Genomic DNA, 22077 nt, shown 5'->3' with positions numbered 1-22077 from the left:
GTGCCTTGGTGTTGATGGGCGTGTGCGGCAAGCCGGCCACACAAGCCGGCTTGCCGCACACGCTGGCGCACTCCACCCGCCTGCATGACACCGCCGTTTATTTTCCAGGAGTTTCCAATGGCCAAGAAACCCAAGGCTGCCACCTTTATCAAAGACCCGCTCTGGTACAAGGACGCGGTGATTTACCAGGTTCACGTCAAATCCTATTTCGACGCCAATAACGACGGTATCGGTGACTTTCCCGGGCTGATCGCCAAACTCGATTACATCGCCGACCTTGGCGTCAATACCATCTGGCTGCTGCCGTTCTACCCTTCGCCACGGCGTGATGACGGGTACGACATCGCCGAATACCGGGGCGTGCACAGTGACTACGGGACCCTGGCCGATGCCAAGCGGTTTATCGCCGAGGCTCACAAGCGCGGGTTGCGGGTGATCACCGAACTGGTCATTAACCACACTTCCGACCAGCACCCCTGGTTTCAGCGTGCGCGCAAGGCCAAGCCGGGTTCGGCGGCGCGCGACTTCTACGTGTGGTCCGATGACGACCAGAAATACGACGGCACGCGGATCATCTTCCTCGACACCGAGAAGTCCAACTGGACCTGGGACCCGGTCGCCGGTCAATACTTCTGGCACCGTTTTTATTCACACCAGCCCGACCTCAATTTCGACAATCCGCAGGTGATGAAAGCGGTGTTGTCGGTGATGCGCTACTGGCTCGACATGGGCATCGACGGCCTGCGTCTGGACGCCATCCCGTACTTGATCGAGCGTGACGGCACGAACAACGAGAACCTCGCCGAAACCCACGATGTGCTCAAGCAGATCCGCGCCGAGATCGATGCCAACTACCCCGACCGCATGCTGTTGGCCGAAGCCAACCAGTGGCCGGAAGACACGCAGTTGTATTTCGGTGACAAAAAGGGCGATGACGGCGATGAATGCCATATGGCCTTCCATTTTCCCCTGATGCCGCGCATGTACATGGCGCTGGCCCAGGAAGACCGCTTCCCGATTACCGACATCCTGCGCCAGACCCCGGAGATCCCCGCCAACTGCCAATGGGCGATCTTCCTGCGCAACCACGATGAACTGACCCTGGAAATGGTCACCGACAAAGAGCGCGACTATCTCTGGAACTACTACGCCGCTGACCGCCGCGCCCGCATTAACCTGGGGATTCGCCGACGCTTGGCACCGTTGATGGAGCGTGATCGCCGCCGCGTGGAGCTGCTTAACAGCCTGCTGCTGTCGATGCCGGGCACGCCAACGTTGTATTACGGCGACGAAATCGGCATGGGCGACAATATTTACCTGGGCGACCGCGACGGTGTGCGCACACCGATGCAGTGGTCGATCGACCGCAACGGCGGGTTCTCCCGCGCCGACCCGGCCAGCCTGGTGCTGCCGCCGATCATGGACCCGTTGTACGGTTACCAGTCGGTCAACGTCGAGACCCAGACCCAGGACCCGCACTCCTTGCTTAACTGGAACCGGCGCATGCTCGCGGTGCGCAAGCAGTCCAAGGCGTTTGGACGGGGCAGCTTGAAGATGCTGTCGCCGGCCAACCGGCGCATTCTGGCCTACACCCGCGAGTACACCGGCGAGGATGGGCGTACGGAAATCATTTTGTGCGTGGCCAACGTGTCGCGCAGCGCCCAGGCCGCCGAACTGGACTTGTCGGCGTTTGCCGGCATGGTGCCGGTGGAGATGCTCGGCGGAAACGCTTTCCCGCCTATCGGCCAGCTGAATTTCCTGCTGACCCTGGCACCGTATGGCTTCTATTGGTTTGTATTGGCGGCGGAAAACCAGATGCCGAGCTGGCATGTGGAACCGGCGCAGAGCATGCCCGACTTCACCACCCTGGTCTTGAAAAAACGTATGGAAGAGCTACTCGACGAACCCTCCCGCCGCACCCTTGAGCAAGCGACGTTGCCAGCCTGGCTGCCCAAGCGGCGCTGGTTTGCCGGCAAGGACACGGCTATCGACAGCGTGCGCATTGTTTATGGCGTACGGTTTGGCGACCCGCAGCACCCGGTATTGCTCAGCGAGCTGGAGGTGAGCGCAGGCGGCCAGGTCAGTCGTTACCAGTTGCCGTTCGGTTTTCTTGGCGAAGATCAGTTCACCAGCGCCTTGCCCCAGCAATTGGCCCTGGCGCGTGTGCGGCGTACCCGCCAGGTAGGGCTGGTCACCGACGCCTTCAGCCTCGAACACTTCATCCGCGCGGTCATCCAGGGGCTGCAAGCTGGCACCGTACTGAGCACCAGTGACGGCGACCTGCACTTTGAGGCCACGCCGCACCTGTCCAAGCTGCAGCTGGGCGATGAGGCGCAGGTGCGCTACCTGTCGGCCGAGCAGTCCAACAGCTCGGTGGTGGTGGGTGAAAGCCTGGTGCTCAAGCTGATTCGCAAAGTCAGCGTGGGTGTGCACCCCGAGCTGGAGATGAGCGCCTACCTCACTGCCGCCGAATACCCGAACATCTCGCCGCTGATGGGCTCGATGATCCGCCGCGACGCCGACGGCCAGGACAACCTGCTGATGATTGCCCAGGGTTACCTGAGCAACCAGGGTGATGCCTGGAGCTGGACCCAGAACAACCTGGAACGGGCGATTCGCGACGAGTTGGCCCAGGCTATTTCCGAGCAGGAGCAGCACTACAACGCCCTCGGTGAACTGGCGGATTTCGCCGGTTTGCTCGGCCAGCGCCTGGGTGAAATGCACCTCGTGCTGGGCGGACAAACTACCGACAAGGACTTCAAACCCGAGGTCACCACTGCCAAAGACACCCAGACCTGGGCCAAGGATGTCGGCGCGCAGATCGAGCGCGCGCTGCACTTGCTCAAGCTGCATCAACACCAATTGAACCCGGCGGACCAGGCATTGGTCAGTGAATTGTTAGCGCAGAAAAAAGCCGTCGCCGCCCATGTCCAGACCTTGGCCAAAGCCACGTTGGGTGGGTTGCGTATTCGAGTACATGGCGATTTGCACTTGGGCCAGGTGTTGGTGGTCAAGGGCGATGCTTACCTGATCGACTTCGAAGGCGAGCCGGCTCGGCCGCTGCACGAACGTCGCGGCAAGCACAGCCCTTATAAAGATGTGAGTGGCGTGCTGCGTTCGTTCGATTACGCCGCCGCCATGGCCCTGAATGTGCAGGGTGTGGATCACTCGCCCGAAGCGGACCTGGCGCGCAAACGCGTGACCGATCGCTACTTGAAAGAAGCACGCCTGGCATTTATCCAGGCTTATCAGGCGGCTACGTCTACACTGGCGCATGACTGGCAAGATGCCAATGGCCAGGAGGCCGCGCTGACGTTGTTCAGTTTGGAGAAGGCCGCGTACGAAGTGGCTTACGAAGCGGAAAACCGCCCGACCTGGTTGCCGGTGCCTTTGCAGGGCCTGCATGGCCTGTTGAGAGGGGCTGTACCGATCAAGCAAGCACCTAAATCGAACACTGCACGCGGTGGGGAGACGTCATGAATTACACGCATAAAGAACCGCTGCAGCCAAAGTTGACTGCAATGCCGGCGTCCAAAGACGTCGAAGCACTGGTGCGCGCCGAGCACCACGATCCATTTTCGATCCTGGGGCCGCACGATGATGAGCAGGGCGGGCAATTTATTCGCGCGTTCCTGCCCGAAGCGCTGAGCGTCCAGGTACTCAGCCGCGAGGGCGGCGAGACCCTCGGCAGCCTCGACGCGACCCAGGTGCCTGGGCTGTTTGTCGGTCACTTCGGCACGCGCCAGCCCTATCTATTGAAAATCCAGTGGGCCGGCGGTGAGCAAATCACCGAAGACCCCTACAGTTTCAGCCAGTTGCTGCTCGGGGAAATGGACCTGTACCTGTTTGCCGAAGGCAATCACCGCGACCTCGGCAGTTGCCTGGGCGCCCAAGTGACAAGCGTCGACGGCGTGCAGGGTGTGCGCTTTGCGGTGTGGGCACCGAATGCACGGCGCGTATCGGTGGTGGGCGACTTCAACATCTGGGACGGCCGCCGCCACCCGATGCGCCTGCGTCATCCTTCGGGTGTATGGGAGATTTTTATCCCGCGCCTGCAGCCGGGTGCGGCCTACAAGTACGAAATCCTCGGCGCCAATGGGATCCTGCCGCTCAAGGCCGACCCGATGGCGCTGGCGACGCAACTGCCGCCCGACACCGCCTCCAAAGTCGCGCCGCCGTTACAGGTTGAGTGGCAAGACCACGAGTGGATGCAATCGCGCACCGAGAAGCATAAAACCAGTGCGCCGCTGTCGATCTACGAGCTGCACGTCGGCTCCTGGCAATGCGAGTTGGACGAAGCCGGTGAAGTCGCCCGCCAATATGGCTGGCGTGAGCTGGCGGAGCGGCTGGTGCCTTACGTGCAGCAGTTGGGGTTTACCCATATCGAGCTGATGCCGATCATGGAACACCCGTTTGGCGGCTCATGGGGCTACCAGGCGCTGTCGCAGTTCGCGCCGAGCGCGCGGTTCGGTTCGCCGGAGGATTTCGCCTACTTCGTCAATGCCCTGCACAAGGCCGATATCGGCGTGATCCTCGACTGGGTGCCAGCGCATTTCCCTACCGATACCCACGGTCTCGCGCAATTTGACGGCACCGCGTTGTACGAATACGCCAACCCGCTCGAAGGCTTCCACCAGGATTGGGATACGCTGATCTACAACCTGGGTCGCACCGAAGTGCACGGTTTCATGCTGGCCTCGGCGCTGCACTGGCTCAAGCATTTCCACATCGATGGTCTGCGCGTGGACGCCGTGGCGTCAATGCTCTACCGAGACTATTCACGCAAGGCCGGCGAATGGGTGCCGAACCGCCACGGTGGTCGCGAGAATCTGGAAGCGATTGACTTCCTGCGTCACTTGAACGACGTGGTGGCTCTGGAAGCCCCTGGCGCGCTGGTGATCGCTGAGGAGTCCACTGCCTGGCCAGGCGTGAGCCAGCCCACCCAACAGGGTGGCCTGGGCTTCAATTACAAATGGAACATGGGCTGGATGCACGATTCCCTGCACTACATCCAGCAAGACCCGGTGTACCGCGCACATCATCACAACGAGCTGAGCTTTGGCCTGGTATATGCCTGGTCCGAACGTTTTATCCTGCCGATCTCCCACGATGAGGTGGTGCACGGCAAGCATTCGTTGATCGACAAGATGCCCGGCGACCGTTGGCAGAAATTCGCCAACCTGCGTGCTTACCTGACCTTCATGTGGATGCATCCCGGCAAGAAGCTGCTGTTTATGGGCTGCGAGTTCGGCCAATGGCGGGAGTGGAACCACGATCAGCAGTTGGATTGGTACCTGCTGCAGTACGCCGAACATAAAGGTGTGCAAAAACTGGTAGGGGACTTGAACCGGCTGTACCGCACAGAGCCGGCCCTGCACGACCAGGACGACGCACCCCAAGGTTTCCAGTGGCTGATCGGTGATGACGCGATCAACAGCGTCTATGCCTGGCTGCGCTGGAGCAAGGACGGCAAGCCCGTGTTGGTGGTCGCCAACTTCACCCCGGTGCCCCGTGAAGCCTACGCCGTGGGTGTGCCGTTTGCCGGGCGTTGGAGCGAGGTGATCAACAGCGACGCGGACACCTACGCTGGATCCAATTTCGGCAACGGTGGCGACGTGTTTACCCACGAGGAGCCACGCCACGGGCAGCCGGTGTCGCTGTCCCTGAATCTGCCGCCGTTGGGAGTGCTGATTTTGCGACCGGAAACGCTGTAAACGGCTCTATCTTGCTGGATTCTGTTGTCCGCGGTGCTGGCCGGGTGCCACAATGGCGCCCTTGTCGCGACAGTTGAATCAGGCGAATTTCATGAATGGCCTTGGGCGTAAGCAGGACGAGGATTGCTCCATAGAAGAGCAGGTGCGGACTGACCGTCTGCACCAGCTGTTTCGGCAGTCATTTACCGCCATTTTCGGCAGTTATCTGGCGGCCGCGATGCTGTGCTGGCTGTGCTGGGATCGCTTTGACCATTCAGTCATGGTGGCCTGGCTGGCGCTGCTGGGCCTGTCGGCGCTGTTGCGGGTCAAGATGTTCATGGACTGGTTCCGCTGCCCCAACAGTGAGCGTACCCCCTCCCGCTGGGAGCGCCGTTATTGGTGGACCCTGACGCTCTCCGCAGGGATCTGGGGCGCGGGTGCGCTGGCGCTGATGCCGCCGGATGATCGTTTGTCCCAGGTGCTGGTGATCTTGTTCACCGTGGGCATGTCGGTGAGTGCGGTGTCGTGTTATTCGGCCTATCGTTACATGACGCTGGCGTCCATCGGCCTGGTGTTGCTGCCGTGCACGGTGTGGCTGCTGTTTCAGCCGTCAGCAATGCAGCTAGGCGTGGCGATTGCGGTGTTGGTGTTCAGCACGTTCGTGGTCAGCGCCACCCGTAAATTGTCCGATGCCCTGGAAAAGGCCTTTCGCCTGACCCGGCAAATGGAGCGCGCCCACCACATTTCCAACCTGGCCGCACAAACCGATGAACTGACCGGTTTGATGAATCGACGGGCGTTTTTCGAGCGTGCCCACCTGCTGTACGCGCAATGCCGGCATCATCAGCAACCCCTGTGCGCCTTGATGCTGGACATGGATCATTTCAAGCAGATCAACGACACCTACGGCCATCAGGCCGGCGATCAGGTATTGCGCCAGATTGGCGGAGTGATCAACGCGTCGTTTCGCAAGGCCGATGTCTACGGTCGCTTGGGTGGAGAGGAGTTTGCGGTGCTGCTGCCGGACACCTCGCTGGAAGCCGCGCGGGAAATCGCTGAGCAGTTGGTCAAGGCCATCTCCAACCTGGCGTGCGATCCGGTGCATGGCCTTAGCGCCAGCTTAGGTGTGGCGTTCGCCTATGCGCAGGATCAGGACTTGCACGGGTTGATGAACACGGCTGACAAGGCGCTTTATCGAGCCAAGGCCCAGGGTCGCAATCAGGTGGCGCTGGCAGAGTAGAGCAGGCTCAGTCCTTGAGCATGGCCTTGATCAACACGCGCGAGACCTGCTCGGCAGAGTAGGGCTTGGCCAGAAATTCGAACCCTTCGTAACCACTGTCTGCCAACTCATCGCTGTAGCCCGAGGTGAGCACCACCGGTAAATCCGGCCGTCGCTGGCGCAGCAGTTTGGCCATCGCCACGCCGGTGATGCCGGGCATCACCACGTCCGAGAAAATCACATCAAAGGCCATGGCATCCTGGCCTGCAAGGGTCAGCGCCTGCTCGGCGTCCGTCGCCCAGGTGGTCTGGTAGCCCAGGTCTTGGAGGATCTGGCTGGCAAAACGCCCGACTTCCAGGTTGTCCTCCACGATCAGTACGTGGCACTGCGTGGTGTCCGGAGTTGTAAGAGGGGTGTCCTGGGGGCTCTGCGGCAGCGAGGATTGAGCTTCGACTTGCGGCAGGTACAAGGTGAACACGCTGCCTTGCCCGGGTGTGCTGGTCACGTCGATGTTACCGCCGGACTGCTTGGCGAACCCGAACACTTGCGACAGACCCAGGCCGGTGCCTTTACCCACGGCTTTTGTGGTGAAGAACGGTTCGAAGATGCGTTCAACGGTGTCCGCTGCAATGCCCTGCCCGGTATCGGCCAGCGAGACCGCGATGTGCGGCTGGCGGGAGCCTGCGTCGCCGCGGATGCTGGGCAGCGGCTGTTGGCCGGCCACTCGCAGTGTCAGCGTGCCCTGGCCGCCCATTGCGTCCCGCGCATTGAGCGCGATGTTGATCAGCGCGGTTTCGAACTGGCTGGAGTCGACACGTGCAAAGCAAGCATGTGGCGGCAGGTGGACCTGTACATGAATACGCGCGCCGGTGACACTTTCGAGCATCTCGCCGATGTTCTGCACGCGCTGGCCCACGTCGAAGACTTCCGGGTTGAGCGGTTGGCGACGGGCAAACGCGAGCAATTGACTGGTGAGTTTACTGGCCCGCTCGACGGTGTCGGACACCGCGCTCATATACCGTTGACGGCGTTCTTCCGAGAGGCCGGGTTGGCGCAGGAAATCCACCGATGAGCGAATGATCGTGAGCAGGTTGTTGAAGTCATGGGCCACGCCGCCGGTCAGTTGGCCAATGGCTTCGAGTTTTTGCGACTGGCGCAGCGCCGCTTCGGCCTGGGCCAGTGCGAGCGTGCGCTCTTCTACCCGCTGCTCGAGGGTGGTGTTGAGCTCGGCATAGGCTGCGAGGCCTTTACGCACGTCGGCATCGGCGCGTACCCGTTCGATATGCGCCCAGGAACGTTCGGTGACTTCGCGCAGCAAGGCCAGGTCGTAGGGTGACCAGGATCGCGCTGTTTTGTCGTGCACGGCCATCAATGCGGTCAGTCGGCCGTTTTTGATCAGAGGCATGCACAGGGTTGCGGTGACGCCCAGGGCCTGGAAGTTGGCGGATTCCGCCGGCGGCAATTCGAGCAGGTTATCGTTGATCACCAAGGGCTCGCCGGCGCGCAAGTAGTCGACGGCCATCGCACCGAAGTCCGCCAGGCGGTAGCGGCCGATGATGCTCGGTGAGCCGGGCGCCGTCCAATTGTCGCGAATAGTGAAACCGTCTTCATCGGCGTCCATGTCGGCGTAGGCGCAATTGCTCACCTGCAGGTGCTCGGCCAGCAATCGGGTGGTGCTGGTCATGATCGCTTCGGCATCGGCGGCGTTGGCCACGGCGTTGCTGATGGTGTCCAGCACTGCCAGACGGCGGGTGAGAAACACCGTGGCGGTGGTTTCGGTCACGGTATCCAGCATGCCCACCACGCGGCCCTGAGGGTCGCGGATCGGGCTGTAGCAGAAAGTGAAGTAGGCCTGCTCCGGCGCATGGCCCCGCTCGATGACCAGCGGGAAGTTTTCGATATAGGTCGCGTGGCCTTGGAAGGCTGCGTCGCAAATGGGGCTGATGTCGTCCCACACCTCGCTCCACACTTCACTGAATGGACGGCCAAGGGCGTAGGGCTTATCGCCCAGGATCGGGATAAACGCGTCGTTGTACAGCGTTATCAGATTGGGCCCCCAAATGATTGCCTTCGGGAAACTTGAAGCGAAACACAGCGCTACGGTGGTCTTGAGAACATCCGGCCACTGTTCCAGTGGCCCCAGGGGCGTACTGGCCCAATCATGCTGACGCACCCGCTCAGCCATATCGCTGCTGCTTTGCAGCCAATTCATCATTGGGAAAACACCTTGTTTACCAGAGTCTGCAATGCGCCGGAAATGCCCTGGCGCAGAGCTACAGACCTGCCCGAACACTGCCAGTTCAGCGCGATTATCCGCTAGATGGCAATTTGATGCTCTATTCGTTTAACTAAAGGATATCTAGAAGGTTTTAGCCCTTGTTTCACCCTCATTGCGTGCCGAACAAGCCCGTCCAGTAGATCCCGGCGTCACTCTTTGGGTCCATCGCATAGGCGGCGCCCAACTCGCGAAATTGCGGGTTCATGAGGTTGGCGCAATGGCCGGGGCTGGCGAGCCAGCCATCGACCACCCTGCGCGGGGTATCCAGGCCGGCGGCGATGTTTTCACCGATGTTCTTCGCGATATACCCCGCCAGCTCCGCACGGTCGCCGGGGGTGCGGCCGTCATGGTCGAGGTGGTCGAAGAAGTTACCGTTGGCCATGTTGCGCGTGTGGCTGTTGGCGGCATCGGCCAGGCTATCGTTCCACGACAACGGTGTGGTCGCCGTAAACGCCTGGGTACCGCACTGACGCGGTTGAGCGCGGGCGGTATTGATCAGGTCGAGCACTTTCCTGCCTTCGGTCTGCCAGTCGCCCAGTCCGCTGGACAGCAGCGGACGCGCCAGCACGATGCGCCAGTCCTGGCCGCTGTTGCTTACGCCGATGTCGACGAATTGCGGGTCCAGCACCACCCGGCAGAAACTTTCACGCACGGCCTTCATGGCGGCCTGGGCGTCCTTGGGACCCGACAGGCTGATAGCCTGTACATTCACCATCGGGTAGGCCGCCCGCGCCAGGGCCTGCTGCAAATCGCCGACGTTACTGGCCGGCAGCACCAGCCGTGTGTCGCTGGCCAGCGGCGGCAGTTCCTGGGAACCCTGGTCACCGCAGCGTTGCACCTGGCTGCGGTATTCGTTGATCTGTTGGACTAGCTGACTTTCTTCATTCGCCATCGCGCTGGCGCAGAACACCGTACTGGCGGCCAGCGTCGTGAGACCCATCATCAATGACAGAACGCGCATGGACGTTACCCTTGAACTTGAAAGTGCCCATGATGCGCGATGTAACCCGGTCCGGTGCAACGCCTTTTTTGTTTTTTTACCTCAACGGAGCCTGCAGGTGTCGTTTACAGCAACGTTGTGGCCCCATGCCATCGCCGTGGCCACCAGGATCAACCCTCCCGCCACGGCAAACGTGGCGTGCAGGCCAAACGTGACCGATTGCGCGCTGGCGTGGGTGACACCGGGCGTGGCCCAGGCGAACACTGCGCCCAAGGCCGAGGCACCGCCGATCAGGCCGAGGTTGCGTGACAAGTTCAACAGCCCCGAGACTGTTCCCCGTCGTGCCGCCGGCACGTCACTCATCACCGCCGTATTGTTGGCGGCCTGGAACAGGCTGTAACCGGTTGTCAGGACGACCAGCGCAATCACGTAGGCCACCAACCCTGACGTCAGCGCCAGCAGCAGGGCGCCACACAGCAACACGCCCAGCCCCGTGCGGGTCATGCGCCGGCTGCCGAGGCGGTCGGTGAGGCGGCCTGCCGGTACGCCGGTGGCGGCCGCGACGCAGGGGCCGACGGCCATGACCAGGCCCATCCATTCAGGGGCCAGGCCCAGGCCGCGTGAGAGGTAAAACGGCCCGACGACGAACGTGGCCATGATCACGGCGGCGACCAAGGCGCTCATGGTCAGGCCTACGCGCAGTGAAACGTCGCGCAGGGGAGTCCAGAAGCCTGACGCGAGCGGCGTGCGCGGTTGATCGGCGGGCAAGTACCGCCAGGCCAGCGCAAACGCCAGCAGCCCCAGCGGCACACCCACCGCAAACAGCGCGCGCCACCCCCACAGGCTGAGCAGTACGCCGCCCAGGCTTGGCCCCATGGCGGTGCCGACGGCCGACATCGTGCCGAGCAAGCCCATCACCCGGCCGGTGCGTTCCCGGGTGACGGTATCGCCGACCATGCCCAGGGCCATGGCCATCATGCTCGCGGCGCCGAGGCCTTGCAGCGCCCGAGCGGCGATCAGTGCAGTGAGGGATGGCGCCATTGCGCACACGCCGCTTGCCAGCGCGAACAGCAGCAACCCGCCCAGCAACAGCCGACGGCGCCCCAGGCGATCACCCAGTCGGCCTGCACTGACGATGACCGCAGTGATCGCCAGCAAATAACTGAGCACCACCCACTGCACCGCCTGAAAAGACGTGTCGAATGCCAGCGCCAGGCTTGGCAGGCCGACATTGGCGATGCTGGTGCCCAGGGATGCCAGCAACATGGACAACGACAGGCTGGCGAGGCTACCGCGTGAGGAGGAGGGCATGGGGCGATTCCTTGAGTGAACGTACCTGTCACAAATCTACGGTGTCGCCTACCATGGCGGAAGACGCACGGGTTGCACTTAATACATGCATATAACGCCTGCTGAGGAACGCGAATGCCCGATCTTAATTTGTTAATCACCCTGGACGTGCTGCTCGCCGAAGGCAGCGTCGCCGGCGCGGCCAGGCGTTTGGGCCTGAGTGCTTCGGCCATGAGCCGTGCCCTGGCGCGCCTGCGCGAAACCACTGGCGACCCGCTGCTGGTGCGTGCCGGTCGCGGCCTGGTGGCTACGCCGAGGGCGATGGCGCTGCGCGAACAGGTCAGCCGTCTGGTGCAGGAGGCGCAGGCCGTATTGCGCCCGACGCAATCGCTGGACATGGCGCAGGTGGAACGCACCTTCACCCTGCGCACCAGTGAGGAGTTCGTTGAGCTCATCGGCCCCGCGTTGCTGGCGCGCATCGCCCGCGAGGCTCCCGGTGTGCGTTTGCGGTTCATCAACAAGACCGACAAGGACAGCGCGCTGCTACGTGACGGACGCGTGGACCTGGAAACCGGTGTGGTCGACCCCGACGCCAGCCCCGAAGTCCTGACCCAGGCACTGTTTCGCGACCGCTTGGTGGGCGTGGTACGCGAAGGCCATCCCTTGAGCCGTGGCGAGATCAGCGCCCAACGCTTTGCCGAGGGCCAGCACGTCTACGTTTCCCGGCGCGGGCAAGACCGTGGTCAGATTGATGACGCGCTCGAGGCCCACGGCCTGGCCCGCCGCATCGGCAGTATCGTCAGCGGTTTCTCCACTGCCATCGCCCTGGCCCGCGACACCGACCTGATCGCCTGCGTGCCCGAACGTTACACCGCCAACCGCCGCGATCTGTTCTGCTTTACCCTGCCACTGAGCTTGCCGAGCTTCAGTGTGGCGATGCTCTGGCACCCGCGGTTGGATGCGGATCTGGCCCACCGCTGGCTGCGCGGGTGCCTGCGTGAGGTCTGCGGGCAATAACTCACGCGCAACAGGTACAATCGCCGCTGCCTTGACGCAAAACCCCAGGAATTTGCATGTTCAGCCTTACCCGCTACACCACGCCGTGCCCCGAGCCGATCAATGGCCAGATCCTGCAGTTGGTGGTGGACAACCTCACCGACATCAGCAGCGTGGCGCTGCCGCCGAGCAACCTGCTCTACAACATCTACCAGTACGCGATTGGCTTTGAGGTGCACCTGTACCTGGAAGCGCTCAATGGCGAGAAAGGCATCGCGGTCGAACTGATTGTCGCCACCGATGCGCAGGATGCCGGGAAGGTCCTCGGCTTTGTGTTGTGCTTGCCGGTCAAGGACGATCCCGAGGCGTGCGGCATCGCGTTCATGGCGGTGCAGGCGGCCTCGCGTCGCCGGGGTGTGGCACGGGCCATGTTGCAGGACGTGTTGGCGCGCTATCCCCATGCCGAGCTGGCCTGCTCCGTGGAAAAGGTCCGCGCGTTCGAGGCCATGGGCTTTAAAGTGCGCGGCGCACGCGGCACCCAAGTGCTGATGAACACCCGCGACTACGGCACCGATGGCCTGATGGGCGTGCTGGATGTGGCCGCGATCTACAGCTCCCTGGAAGTCCGGCAGATTCACACCTACCTGCTGCAAAAACACGGCAAGCGCGCCATGGTCGATGCAGAGAAGCAACGCGATCGGCACCTGGATCAGTTGGCGCGCAAGGTCCAGCTGTTCGTCAGCGGCGGCCGCGATTAACCATCCCCAGAATGGTGGCCAGCAACTCCTGCTGCGCCTCTTCACGACTGAGCTCGCCGTTGGCCGCCGCGTGGGACAGGGCTTCCGCGGCGCCGAGCATGGCGCGCAAGCCGGCTTGAGACACCGTGCCCGTGGGCGCGAAGGGCGCCAGCGCGTCGCGGCATTTATCGAGGAAGATCGCCTCGTATTTGCGCTTGAGGCTTTCCAATTCCGGCGAACCGCTCAGCGCGGCCGTCACCCCCGGTATTTCCCGTCCCTGCAGTAACACGCAATCGACGTACGACGCGGCGATCACCCAGGCGCGCTCATCCAATGTCGCGGCGCTGGCTTCGATGGCGTCGCTGAGCACCTGATTCTGACGCCCGTCGAAATCCTCGTACAACGCCGCCAGCAAACCCGCGCGGGTGACGAAATGGTCGTAGACCACCGGCTTGGTCACGCCCGCCAGTTCCGCCAGGCGACCCAGGGTCAGGGCATCGGTGCCTTCCTCGCGCACCAGTTGCCAGGCGACATCGAGCAACTGGCGCAGGCGATCTTCTCGGGACAAACGACGACGCGGGGCAGGGGATTCAGGGCTTGACATGCTTATATACCAAAAGTAACTTACTATTCGTAACTTAAGCCTAGCCTAACCTCAAACGGAGTCAATGTCATGCACGCACTGATCGTTGTCGCTCATCACGACCCGCAATCGCTCACCCATGCAATTGCCGCGCAAGTCGCCGCTGGCCTTGAGGCAAGCGGCCACACTTATGAGATCGCCGACCTCGCCGCCGAAGGATTTGACCCGCGTTACAGCGCCGCCGACCATCGGGTACACCGCCACGGCGCCGCGCCACCGGCCGATGTGCGGGCTGAACAAGCGCGCGTGGATCGGGCCGATGCGCTGGTGCTGGCATTTCCCATCTACTGGTGGTCACTGCCTGGGCTGCTCAAAGGCTGGATAGACCGCGTGTTCGTCAACGGCTGGGCAATCGAATATGGCCCCGATACCCCGGTGACGAAAAAACTGCGGCACTTGCAGGTGCACCTGCTGGCCCTCGGCGGGGCGGATGACAGTGCGTTTGAGCGCCACGGCTACGCCACGGCGATGCGCACGCAGATCGACCACGGCATTTTTGATTATTGCGGGGCGAAAGTGGTGACGTCCCAGTTGTTGCTGGATTCGGAAGGCGGCGCGGCGCACGCGCATCTGAACACGGCCCATGCGGTGGGCCGCAAGGTGTTTGCGGCTGAGACGGTCGTCGGTTGATTCAACCGTCGCGAAACAAGTCGTGGGCGTCCAGCAGGCGGTAGGCGATCTCCGGGCGTTTTTCCATGCCACGCCGAATCGCCGCCGGGATCGATTGCCGGGTCTTGCGGCACATTCCCGGTAGCTCATCGATCACAATCTGAATCCCGCGCATGCTCTTGACCTCGGTATGGCCTGGGGCAATGTGCACGCGAATGCCCAATTGCTGGTGCATCAATTGCTGCATGCGCTCCAAGTCTTGCAGGCTTTTGAGGTCTTCCAGGCGTTCGAGCAGGCGTTTTTCTTCCTGGCGCGTAAGGCTCAGGATGCGCAGGTCGGCGCCGGGTGCTTGCAACAGACGTTCGCGGTCGCAGACACAGGCGCCGGGTGGGCAGGGTTGGCGAATTGTCATGTGCAGGCCCTCCCCAAACCGGTGCGGTTGGCTCAGTAGCTGAGCGTTACCCCAAGGCTGCCCAAGGCCTTCCAGTATTCAGGATAGGTCTTGGCCACGCAGTCCGGGTCCTGAATGCGGATGCCCGACACTTTCAAACCGGCCAGAGCAAAGCACATGGCGATGCGGTGGTCGGCGTGGGTGTCGATCAGTGCGTTGCACGACGTACCCGCCAGCCCAGGGTCGGCGGCGACCAGCAGATCATCGCCTTCGATGGTGGCCAGGCCTGGGCGAATCTCATTGAGGCCATCGTGCAGCGCCTGCACGCGGTCGCATTCCTTGACCCGCAGGTTGGCCAGTTCGGTGAAGCGCACCGGGGTGTTGTTGAACGCTGCCAGCACCGCCAGGGTTGGGATGGCGTCCTGCATTTGCGAGCCGACGACTGTGGCCTGCATGTTCGGGAACTGGGCGATCACTGCCTGGGCCTTGGCATCGGGTTGGGTGAAGTCCTGCGCGGCCACGCCGATGTCGATGCGCCCGCCGGTCAACACTTCAGCAGCCCACAGGTACGTGGCGGCGGAGGCGTCCGGTTCGATCAGGTAGTCATGGGCGGTGTAGCCGGTAGCGGCGACACGCCAGGTGGTGTCGTCGACCTCCTCGACCTGTGCGCCGAAGGCCCGCATGCAATCGAGGGTCAGGTCCACGTAGCCACGGGCACCAATGTCCTTGCCGGTCAGGGCCACTTCTATCGGCGCCTCGCCGCAGGCTGCCAGCATCAGCAGGGCCGAAACGTACTGGCTGGACAAACCGCCGTCGATCTCAAAGCGCCTGGCCTGGACCTTGCCCGCGCCGTGCACGGTCACCGGTGGGCAGCCGGTTGGGCTGTCGACCCGGATACCGTTCTGGCCGAGGGTGGCCAACAATGGGCCGATCGGGCGCTTGCGCATGTAGTCATCGCCATCGAGCACCACGGTGCCGTCGACGGTGGCCACGGCGGCGGTTAGAAAGCGCATGGCGGTGCCGGCATTGCCGAGGAACAGCGGTTGGGCAGGTAAGTGCAGCTTGCCGGAGCCCGTGACGACAAAGGTGGTGTCATCCGGCTCATCGATGGTCACGCCCATCTGGCGCAACGCGACCGACATGTGCCGGGTGTCGTCGCTTTTCAGCGCGCCGCTCAGGCGGCTGGTGCCCTTGGCCAGCGCGGCCAGCAGCAGGGCGCGGTTGGTAATGGATTTGGAGCCGGGAGGCGCGACCTTGCCATTGAGGGGGAAAGTGGGCGGTGTAACGGTCACGGTTTTCTGCGAACTCAAGGGACAGGGCTCCTGATCAAGGCAAAGGGGTACGGCGTGGTCGACGGGCGGACCCGAATAATCGGCCAAAGGTGCGGTGCTTGTCGAGGTTTAGCGCTGGCTCAGCCAGTAATCATGCAGCGCCCGCGCCGCCGGCTCGATCTCGCTGACACGCCGCTGATGGGCGGCTACGTCCAGGTCCACGGGCAATTCGAAATTGTCCTGCTCGGCACACCAGGAGATTTTCTCCAGATTCGCCGCGTGTTCGGCCGACAGTTCAGGCCAGTTGCCGATAGCGGCGCCACGGATATAGCCGAAGCACCATTCTTCGGCGAGGGTCACCGATTGGCCCTGATGCTCTTTCTCGTCGAACAATGCCTTGAAACCCTGGGCATTACCGGCCAGTTGCGCGGCGAGGGTGTTCATATGGCGCACACAGAGTTCGAGGAACCGCTGCGCGTCATCCATGTTGCTCCACTCGGGGTTCTGCCCGCCCCATATGGCGGGGAACCATTCGGCGACGTCGACCTGTTTGGGGCTGGACACCAGGGCCGTGAAGTAACCATCGAGCTCGGCCAGGTTGAGCACCGAATGGTCATCGCCGTACTTGAGCAGCGTGTCGTCGATAAAGTCGAATTCGGCGGCGGCGAGGGGTTGGGTGTGCATGGCATATCCTTCAAAACGTCGAACGCCGCGGGCAGGGCGGCTTAAAGCGCCAAGGATGGCGCCTGGCAGGGTTTTTTGCCAGTCCCGCTTTTGGCCGATGCGCCGTTGTGCACCCTTGTTATAGTTCGGGCCTTATCACTCGCCAGTCAGGGATCACTGCCATGTCCAAATACCAAGCTTTCGTCGTCGAACTCACCGGCAACGTTGCCCATGTGCAGATCAACCGCCCGGAAAAAATCAACGCGATGAACGCCGCGTTCTGGACCGAAATCATCGACATCTTCCAATGGGTCGAAGACACCGATGCGGTGCGCGCGGTCGTGCTCAGCGGCGCCGGCAAGCATTTTTCCTCGGGCATCGACCTGATGATGCTGGCGTCGGTGGCCAACGACTTCGGCAAGGACGTGGGCCGCAACGCACGCTTGTTGCGGCGCAAGATCCTCGAGCTGCAAGCCTCGTTCAACGCTGTGGACCAATGCCGCAAGCCGGTGCTGGCGGCGATCCAGGGCTACTGCATCGGCGGCGCCATCGACCTGATCAGCGCCTGTGACATGCGTTACGCCGCCGAGGATGCGCTGTTTTCCATCAAAGAAATCGACATCGGCATGGCGGCCGACGTCGGCACCCTGCAACGCCTGCCGCGGATTATCGGCGACGGTATGCTGCGCGAGCTGGCGTACACCGGCCGCCAGTTCGGCGCCGAAGAAGCGCGCAGCATCGGCCTGGTCAATCGGCTGTACCCGGACCCTGCCAGCCTGTTGGCCGGGGTGCTGGAGATTGCCCATGACATCGCCGCCAAATCACCGATCGCCGTGACCGGCACCAAGGCCATGATCAGCTACATGCGTGACCATACGATCAATGATGGCCTGGAATACGTTGCCACCTGGAACTCGGCTATGTTGCAATCCAACGACCTGCGTGTGGCCATCGCGGCCCACATGAGCAAGCAGAAACCCGAATTCGTGGATTGACTGACATGACCCCAGGCTGGATTACCACAACGCTGCTGGACACTGACACCCCCGGCGGCTGGGCCGTCGCCCGCAGCCGCGAAGGCTTTTTGCATGACGACAATGGCCCGCTGTTTCCCCGGGAATGGCTCAAGCGCCAGGACCTGTCGGTGTTTGCCGAACACGGCATCGGCCACCTCGATGGCGAACCGGTGTACCTGCTGGAACTCAATGCGGCGAGTGACGTGCAGGGCTGCAGTTGGCAGGGCCTGCGCGGCTTCATGCTGCAGGGCGATCACACCCTGTACAAAGTGCTCGGGTATGCGGCGCAGATCGGCACGTGGGCACGTGAGCATCGGTTTTGCGGCAGTTGCGGCCAGGCCATGGTCCAGGTGCCTCGGGAACGCGCCATGTACTGCCAGGCCTGTGACCTGCGCAGCTACCCGCGGATTTCGCCGAGCATGATCGTGCTGGTGACCCGTGGTGACAAGATTCTGCTGGCGCGTTCACCGCGGTTTGTCACGGGGGTGTACAGCACGCTGGCGGGGTTTGCCGAGCCGGGTGAGTCGGCCGAAGACTGCCTGATCCGTGAAGTGCGCGAGGAAGTGCAGGTGGAGGTCAAGAACATCCAGTACATGGGCAGCCAGTGCTGGCCGTTCCCTCATTCGATGATGCTGGGGTTCCATGCCGAATACGCCGGGGGCGATATCGTGCCCCAGGCCGACGAGATCGAAGACGCGCAGTGGTTCAACATCCATGACCTGCCGCCGCTGCCGGCGTCGCGCTCCATTGCGCGTTACCTGATCGACCTCTACCTGGCCCGTCGCTTAGGCCACGCTGAACCAGTGCTGCCAGGCTAGGCGCACCGTCAGCCCGAGAACCACGGTGATGAACACCGGGCGAATGAACTTGGCGCCGCCGCTGATCGCGCTGCGTGCGCCAAAGAACGCGCCACCCATCACCGAAACGCCCATCGCCAGGCCGACAACCCAGTCCACCGAGCCATTGAAGATAAATACCGACAGTGCCGCCGCGTTGCTGACGAAGTTCATGCTGCGCGCCACGCCGCTGGCTTTCACCAGGTCGATGGGGTGCAGCAGCATCGTGCTCACCGTCCAGAACGCGCCGGTGCCCGGCCCGGCCACGCCGTCGTAGAAGCCCAGCCCAAAGCCCTGGGTGGACTGCCACTTCTTCTTGATCGGTGCGTCATTGTCCAGCGCTGCCTTGGGCGTGCCGCCGAACAGCAGGTACAGGCCACAGCCGAACACGATCACCGGCAGCATCTTGTTCAGGGTCTCTGCGGGCAGGTAGTGGGCGACCACTGCGCCGGCCAGTGCTCCGATCAACGTCCCGACGATGGCGTGCACCCACTGGCGCGGGTGGAACAGCTTGCGGCGGTAGAAGGTAAAGCTGGCGGTGGCCGAGCCGAAGGTGGAGCTGAGCTTGTTGGTCCCCAGCACCAAGTGCGGCGGCATGCCGGCGGTGAGCAAGGCGGGGGTGGTGAGCAGGCCGCCACCGCCGGCGATGGCGTCGATAAAACCGGCGATAAACGCCACGGCGGCGAGAATGGCGAGGGTGGTCAGGTCAACGCTGAGTTCGAAGGGCATGGGCAGGGCTTATGATTGGCGGGACTGCTGAAAGGTCGCCATCTTACCTGCCACACCCATACAGATCCAAATGAATGCAGATTCCACACGGGCCTGTATTCAGCCGTGACGTTTGTCGAGCCACTCCAAGGCCGTGCGCCACACGCAGATCCCCAAAAAGTACGCTGACATCAGCGACCACAACCCAAAGGTCCACGGGTTGGTGTTGGGGTAGTCCACCACCATCAAAAAGCTGCACAGCAACCAGATAGTGGTCACCGCGATATTGAGCGGCATAAAGCGCTTGACGCGGAACGGGTGCAAAAACTTCATCGGCGTCACGGTCAGCAGCGCCAGGCCGATCACGGTCAGCAGCGTTACCCACGCCTCGGGCTGGATGATGTACACGCACAGGGCAACCACGTTCCAGGCGGCGGGGAAACCGACGAAATAGTTGTCTTTGCTCTTCATGTTGACGTTGCAGAAGCAGAACAGCGACGACACCAGGATCACCGACACCGTGAACAGGTGCGTGAACTCCGGCAGATCGATATAGCGGTAGATAAACAGTGCCGGAATGAACACGTAGGTGAGGTAGTCGATCACCAGGTCAAGTACCGAGCCGTCAAAGCTGGGCAGCACCGTGCTGACGTTCAAGCGTCGCGCCAGGGAACCGTCCACGCCGTCCACCACCAGCGCCAGGCCCAGCCACAGCAGGCAGGCCTTGGGTGAGTTCTCAAGCAGCGCCAGCGTGGCCAAAAACGCCAGCACCACGCCGGTGGCGGTAAAGCCGTGGGCCCCCCAGGCTTTGATTCTGGCTACATGCAGGGTCGATATCACGGGCGGTTCTCCAAAAGGTGAAACGGGGCAGCCGACAACGTAACGCCGTCGATTCTGGCCGGGGAATGCAGGTATCGACCGGGAAGGGGCGCATAAGGTTCACCGCCCGGTGTATCGCTAAGCGTAGCAAGCGTAGGACATTTCGGCATCAACCCTGGCGGAACACCAGGGCCTTCAAGCCACTTTGCGCGTCAATATCCGGAAATTCCGGTGGGTTTTGCAGGCGCTCCACAAAGCGCAGGCCCGGCGCTTCGCGGGTCACGCCGTCGATCAGGAAGTCTTCGCCAAAGGCCGGGTCGTTCATGCACGCCAGCACCGTGCCCTGTGGCGTGAGCAGGTCCGGCAGGCGGCGCAGTACGCGCTGGTAGTCTTTGGTCAGCAGGAAGCTGCCTTTCTGGAATGACGGCGGGTCGATGATCACCAGGTCGTACGGGCCGCCGTGGGTGACTTTGGCCCAGGATTTGAACAGGTCGTGGCCCAGAAACGTGACCTTGCTCAAGTCGTGGCCATTGAGACGATGGTTGTCGCGACCCCGGCTCAGGGCGCCACGGGCCATGTCCAGATTCACCACGTGCTCGGCGCCGCCTTCGATGGCCGCCACCGAGAACCCGCAGGTGTAGGCGAACAGGTTGAGGACATGCTGGCCCTTGGCGTGCTCGCGCACCCAGTGTCGGCCGTAGCGCATGTCGAGGAACAATCCGCTGTTCTGTTTCTTGCCCAGGTCGATCAGGTAGCGCAGGCCGCCTTCGGTGATGATCAGTTCATCGATGGCGTCGCCCACCAGCCACTCGGTGGTGCTTTGCGGCAGGTAGCGGTGTTGCAGTGCGACGGTGTGCGCGCCGAAGCGTGCCCATTCGATGTCGCTCAGCAGCTGTTTCAGCGCGTCCAGTTGCGCTGCTTCGGGCTCCTTGAACAACGCCACCAGGATCACCCCTTGCAGCCAGTCCACCGTCAGTTGCTCCAGGCCCGGCCAGCAGCGACCGCGCCCGTGGAACAGGCGTCGGGTTTCAGCGGGTGGGCTGGCCAGGGCGGTGAGCAAGTGGGTGTGCAGGGTGGCGAGTGCGTCTGGGGTCATCGTTGAGCGTCGGTGGTTAAGCGGGCGGCATTTTAAACACACTGGCGGGGTTTGCGGGGGTTTGCGCACACCTTGGCCGCAGGGGCGCGGGGCAGGCTCGCTCACTACAACGACGCTGGCTAGCAGGTCGCGATCAGAGCGGGTCCGAAGGCTTCCTTCAAGAATCCCGGTGCGATGTACCGTTCGTAGTGCGCCTCGGACAACAGGAAAAACTCGCGATCGATCGCGTCGCGCAAGTCCGTTAGGTGGCGGTCACGAAACTCCGGCAGTAACGCCAACCCGTAGGCATCCAGCCTGGACATGACCCGCGCGCCGCGTGCGATCAGTTGGTACGCCCAGCAATACGGCGACTGATGCGGCACAAAGCGAATTTTGCGGTCTTCCAACTGCTGGCGCAGACGCTGTGGGTCGAACACTTCCAGCTTGCTGGCCATCACTTGCACCAGTAACTGCTCAAGGCGCAGCCACACTGCCTGTTTTTCCTCGGCGTTGTAGCCATTCCACTGGATCACTTCATGGTGATAGCGCTTGCACCCCCGGCACACAAGGTCACCGTAAACGGTGGAGCACAGGCCGATGCAGGGGGTCTTGATGGTTTGGTTGGGCATAAAGGCAGGTACGCACGTTTAAATAACGCAGATAGCCCCTGTGGCAGCGGGCTTGCTTGCGAAGGCGGATTGTCAATCAATCCCAGCTCAGCGCTCCGCCGGTCTGGTACTCGATCACACGGGTTTCGAAGAAGTTTTTCTCTTTCTTCAAGTCCATAATCTCGCTCATCCACGGGAACGGGTTAGTCGTCCCTGGGTACTCTTCCTTCAACCCAATCTGCGACAACCGACGATTCGCGATGAACTTCAGATAATCCTCCATCA

Annotated in this window: 19 protein-coding genes and 1 pseudogene; 8 read left to right on the top strand and 12 right to left on the bottom strand. The window is 62.4% G+C overall.

The window, feature by feature from the left end; translation table 11 throughout:
- The first annotated feature begins 117 nt into the window (after window positions 1-117).
- The 3 genes from treS to KZX66_RS25445 are packed head-to-tail and all read left to right on the top strand — an operon-like array spanning window position 118 to window position 6933.
- Window positions 118-3480 (top strand): maltose alpha-D-glucosyltransferase, encoded by a 3363-nt coding sequence (treS, locus tag KZX66_RS25455; RefSeq protein WP_248083966.1) that lies wholly within the window; start codon window positions 118-120, stop codon window positions 3478-3480.
- The gene (gene glgB / locus KZX66_RS25450) at window positions 3477-5714 is read left to right on the top strand and encodes a 1,4-alpha-glucan branching protein GlgB (protein WP_248083965.1); all 2238 of its coding nucleotides are present in this window, start codon (window positions 3477-3479) and stop codon (window positions 5712-5714) included. Before treS ends, glgB begins: the two co-directional genes overlap by 4 nt.
- 52 nt (window positions 5715-5766) lie before the next feature.
- A complete protein-coding gene (locus KZX66_RS25445) occupies window positions 5767-6933 on the top strand; it encodes a GGDEF domain-containing protein (protein ID WP_248083964.1) in 1167 nt (388 codons plus the stop codon).
- Window positions 6934-6940: 7 nt separating this feature from the next.
- Here KZX66_RS25445 and KZX66_RS25440 read toward each other — a convergent pair whose 3' ends face one another.
- The 3 genes from KZX66_RS25440 to KZX66_RS25430 all read right to left on the bottom strand — a co-directional run bounded on the left by KZX66_RS25440 (window position 6941) and on the right by KZX66_RS25430 (window position 11441).
- A complete protein-coding gene (locus KZX66_RS25440; protein ID WP_248083963.1) occupies window positions 6941-9127 on the bottom strand; it encodes a GAF domain-containing protein in 2187 nt (728 codons plus the stop codon).
- A gap of 172 nt (window positions 9128-9299) precedes the next feature.
- Window positions 9300-10151: a CAP domain-containing protein gene (locus tag KZX66_RS25435; RefSeq protein WP_248083962.1), complete on the bottom strand. Its 852-nt coding sequence runs from the start codon at window positions 10149-10151 to the stop codon at window positions 9300-9302.
- Window positions 10152-10232: 81 nt separating this feature from the next.
- Window positions 10233-11441, bottom strand: a complete 1209-nt coding sequence (locus KZX66_RS25430; RefSeq protein WP_248083961.1) for an MFS transporter — start codon at window positions 11439-11441, stop codon at window positions 10233-10235.
- A gap of 114 nt (window positions 11442-11555) precedes the next feature.
- On the opposite strand from KZX66_RS25430, the gene KZX66_RS25425 reads away from it, so the two are divergent.
- Window positions 11556-12437: a LysR family transcriptional regulator gene (locus tag KZX66_RS25425; RefSeq protein WP_248083960.1), complete on the top strand. Its 882-nt coding sequence runs from the start codon at window positions 11556-11558 to the stop codon at window positions 12435-12437.
- 56 nt (window positions 12438-12493) lie between these two features.
- Window positions 12494-13174, top strand: coding sequence for a GNAT family N-acetyltransferase (locus KZX66_RS25420; RefSeq protein ID WP_248083959.1), 681 nt, complete (start codon window positions 12494-12496; stop codon window positions 13172-13174).
- Here KZX66_RS25420 and KZX66_RS25415 read toward each other — a convergent pair.
- A complete protein-coding gene (locus KZX66_RS25415) occupies window positions 13155-13757 on the bottom strand; it encodes a TetR/AcrR family transcriptional regulator (RefSeq protein ID WP_248083958.1) in 603 nt (200 codons plus the stop codon). The two genes, KZX66_RS25420 and KZX66_RS25415, sit on opposite strands and share 20 nt — an antisense overlap.
- Window positions 13758-13826: 69 nt before the next feature.
- Here KZX66_RS25415 and KZX66_RS25410 point away from each other — a divergent pair, with 69 nt between their 5' ends.
- Window positions 13827-14426 (top strand): NAD(P)H-dependent oxidoreductase, encoded by a 600-nt coding sequence (locus KZX66_RS25410; RefSeq protein ID WP_248083957.1) that lies wholly within the window; start codon window positions 13827-13829, stop codon window positions 14424-14426.
- A 1-nt stretch (window position 14427) separates the two neighbouring features.
- Here the strand turns inward: KZX66_RS25410 and KZX66_RS25405 are convergent, their stop codons facing one another.
- The 3 genes from KZX66_RS25405 to KZX66_RS25395 all read right to left on the bottom strand — a co-directional run bounded on the left by KZX66_RS25405 (window position 14428) and on the right by KZX66_RS25395 (window position 16751).
- Window positions 14428-14817 carry a hypothetical protein gene (locus KZX66_RS25405; protein WP_248083956.1) on the bottom strand — a complete coding sequence of 130 codons (390 nt, stop codon included), beginning with the start codon at window positions 14815-14817 and terminating at the stop codon, window positions 14428-14430.
- A gap of 32 nt (window positions 14818-14849) precedes the next feature.
- Window positions 14850-16106 carry a 3-phosphoshikimate 1-carboxyvinyltransferase gene (locus tag KZX66_RS25400; RefSeq protein WP_248083955.1) on the bottom strand — a complete coding sequence of 419 codons (1257 nt, stop codon included), beginning with the start codon at window positions 16104-16106 and terminating at the stop codon, window positions 14850-14852.
- Window positions 16107-16196: 90 nt separating this feature from the next.
- Complete coding sequence (locus KZX66_RS25395) at window positions 16197-16751, bottom strand: UPF0149 family protein (RefSeq protein ID WP_248083954.1); 555 nt, start codon at window positions 16749-16751, stop codon at window positions 16197-16199.
- Window positions 16752-16912: 161 nt separating this feature from the next.
- Here KZX66_RS25395 and KZX66_RS25390 point away from each other — a divergent pair, with 161 nt between their 5' ends.
- Window positions 16913-17725 carry a crotonase/enoyl-CoA hydratase family protein gene (locus KZX66_RS25390; protein WP_248083953.1) on the top strand — a complete coding sequence of 271 codons (813 nt, stop codon included), beginning with the start codon at window positions 16913-16915 and terminating at the stop codon, window positions 17723-17725.
- 5 nt (window positions 17726-17730) lie between these two features.
- Window positions 17731-18564 carry an NAD(+) diphosphatase gene (nudC, locus tag KZX66_RS25385; RefSeq protein WP_248083952.1) on the top strand — a complete coding sequence of 278 codons (834 nt, stop codon included), beginning with the start codon at window positions 17731-17733 and terminating at the stop codon, window positions 18562-18564.
- Here the strand turns inward: nudC and KZX66_RS25380 are convergent.
- The 5 genes and pseudogenes from KZX66_RS25380 to KZX66_RS25360 form a co-directional block, all read right to left on the bottom strand.
- Window positions 18532-19311, bottom strand: a complete 780-nt coding sequence (locus KZX66_RS25380; protein WP_248083951.1) for a TSUP family transporter — start codon at window positions 19309-19311, stop codon at window positions 18532-18534. The two genes, nudC and KZX66_RS25380, sit on opposite strands and share 33 nt — an antisense overlap.
- A 99-nt stretch (window positions 19312-19410) precedes the next feature.
- A complete protein-coding gene (gene pcsA / locus KZX66_RS25375) occupies window positions 19411-20130 on the bottom strand; it encodes a phosphatidylcholine synthase (RefSeq protein WP_248083950.1) in 720 nt (239 codons plus the stop codon).
- Between the two features lie 148 nt (window positions 20131-20278).
- A complete protein-coding gene (locus KZX66_RS25370; protein ID WP_248083949.1) occupies window positions 20279-21205 on the bottom strand; it encodes a class I SAM-dependent methyltransferase in 927 nt (308 codons plus the stop codon).
- A gap of 119 nt (window positions 21206-21324) precedes the next feature.
- Window positions 21325-21813, bottom strand: coding sequence for a DUF1289 domain-containing protein (locus KZX66_RS25365; protein WP_248083948.1), 489 nt, complete (start codon window positions 21811-21813; stop codon window positions 21325-21327).
- Between the two features lie 76 nt (window positions 21814-21889).
- Window positions 21890-22077, bottom strand: a pseudogene (locus KZX66_RS25360) (ribonucleotide-diphosphate reductase subunit beta); the annotation flags it as partial.

This window comes from Pseudomonas sp. EYE_354, from assembly GCF_023148575.1.
GTDB lineage: Bacteria > Pseudomonadota > Gammaproteobacteria > Pseudomonadales > Pseudomonadaceae > Aquipseudomonas.
Note: the sequence above shows the minus strand (reverse complement) of the source record. Positions and strands in the feature narration are given on the sequence as shown.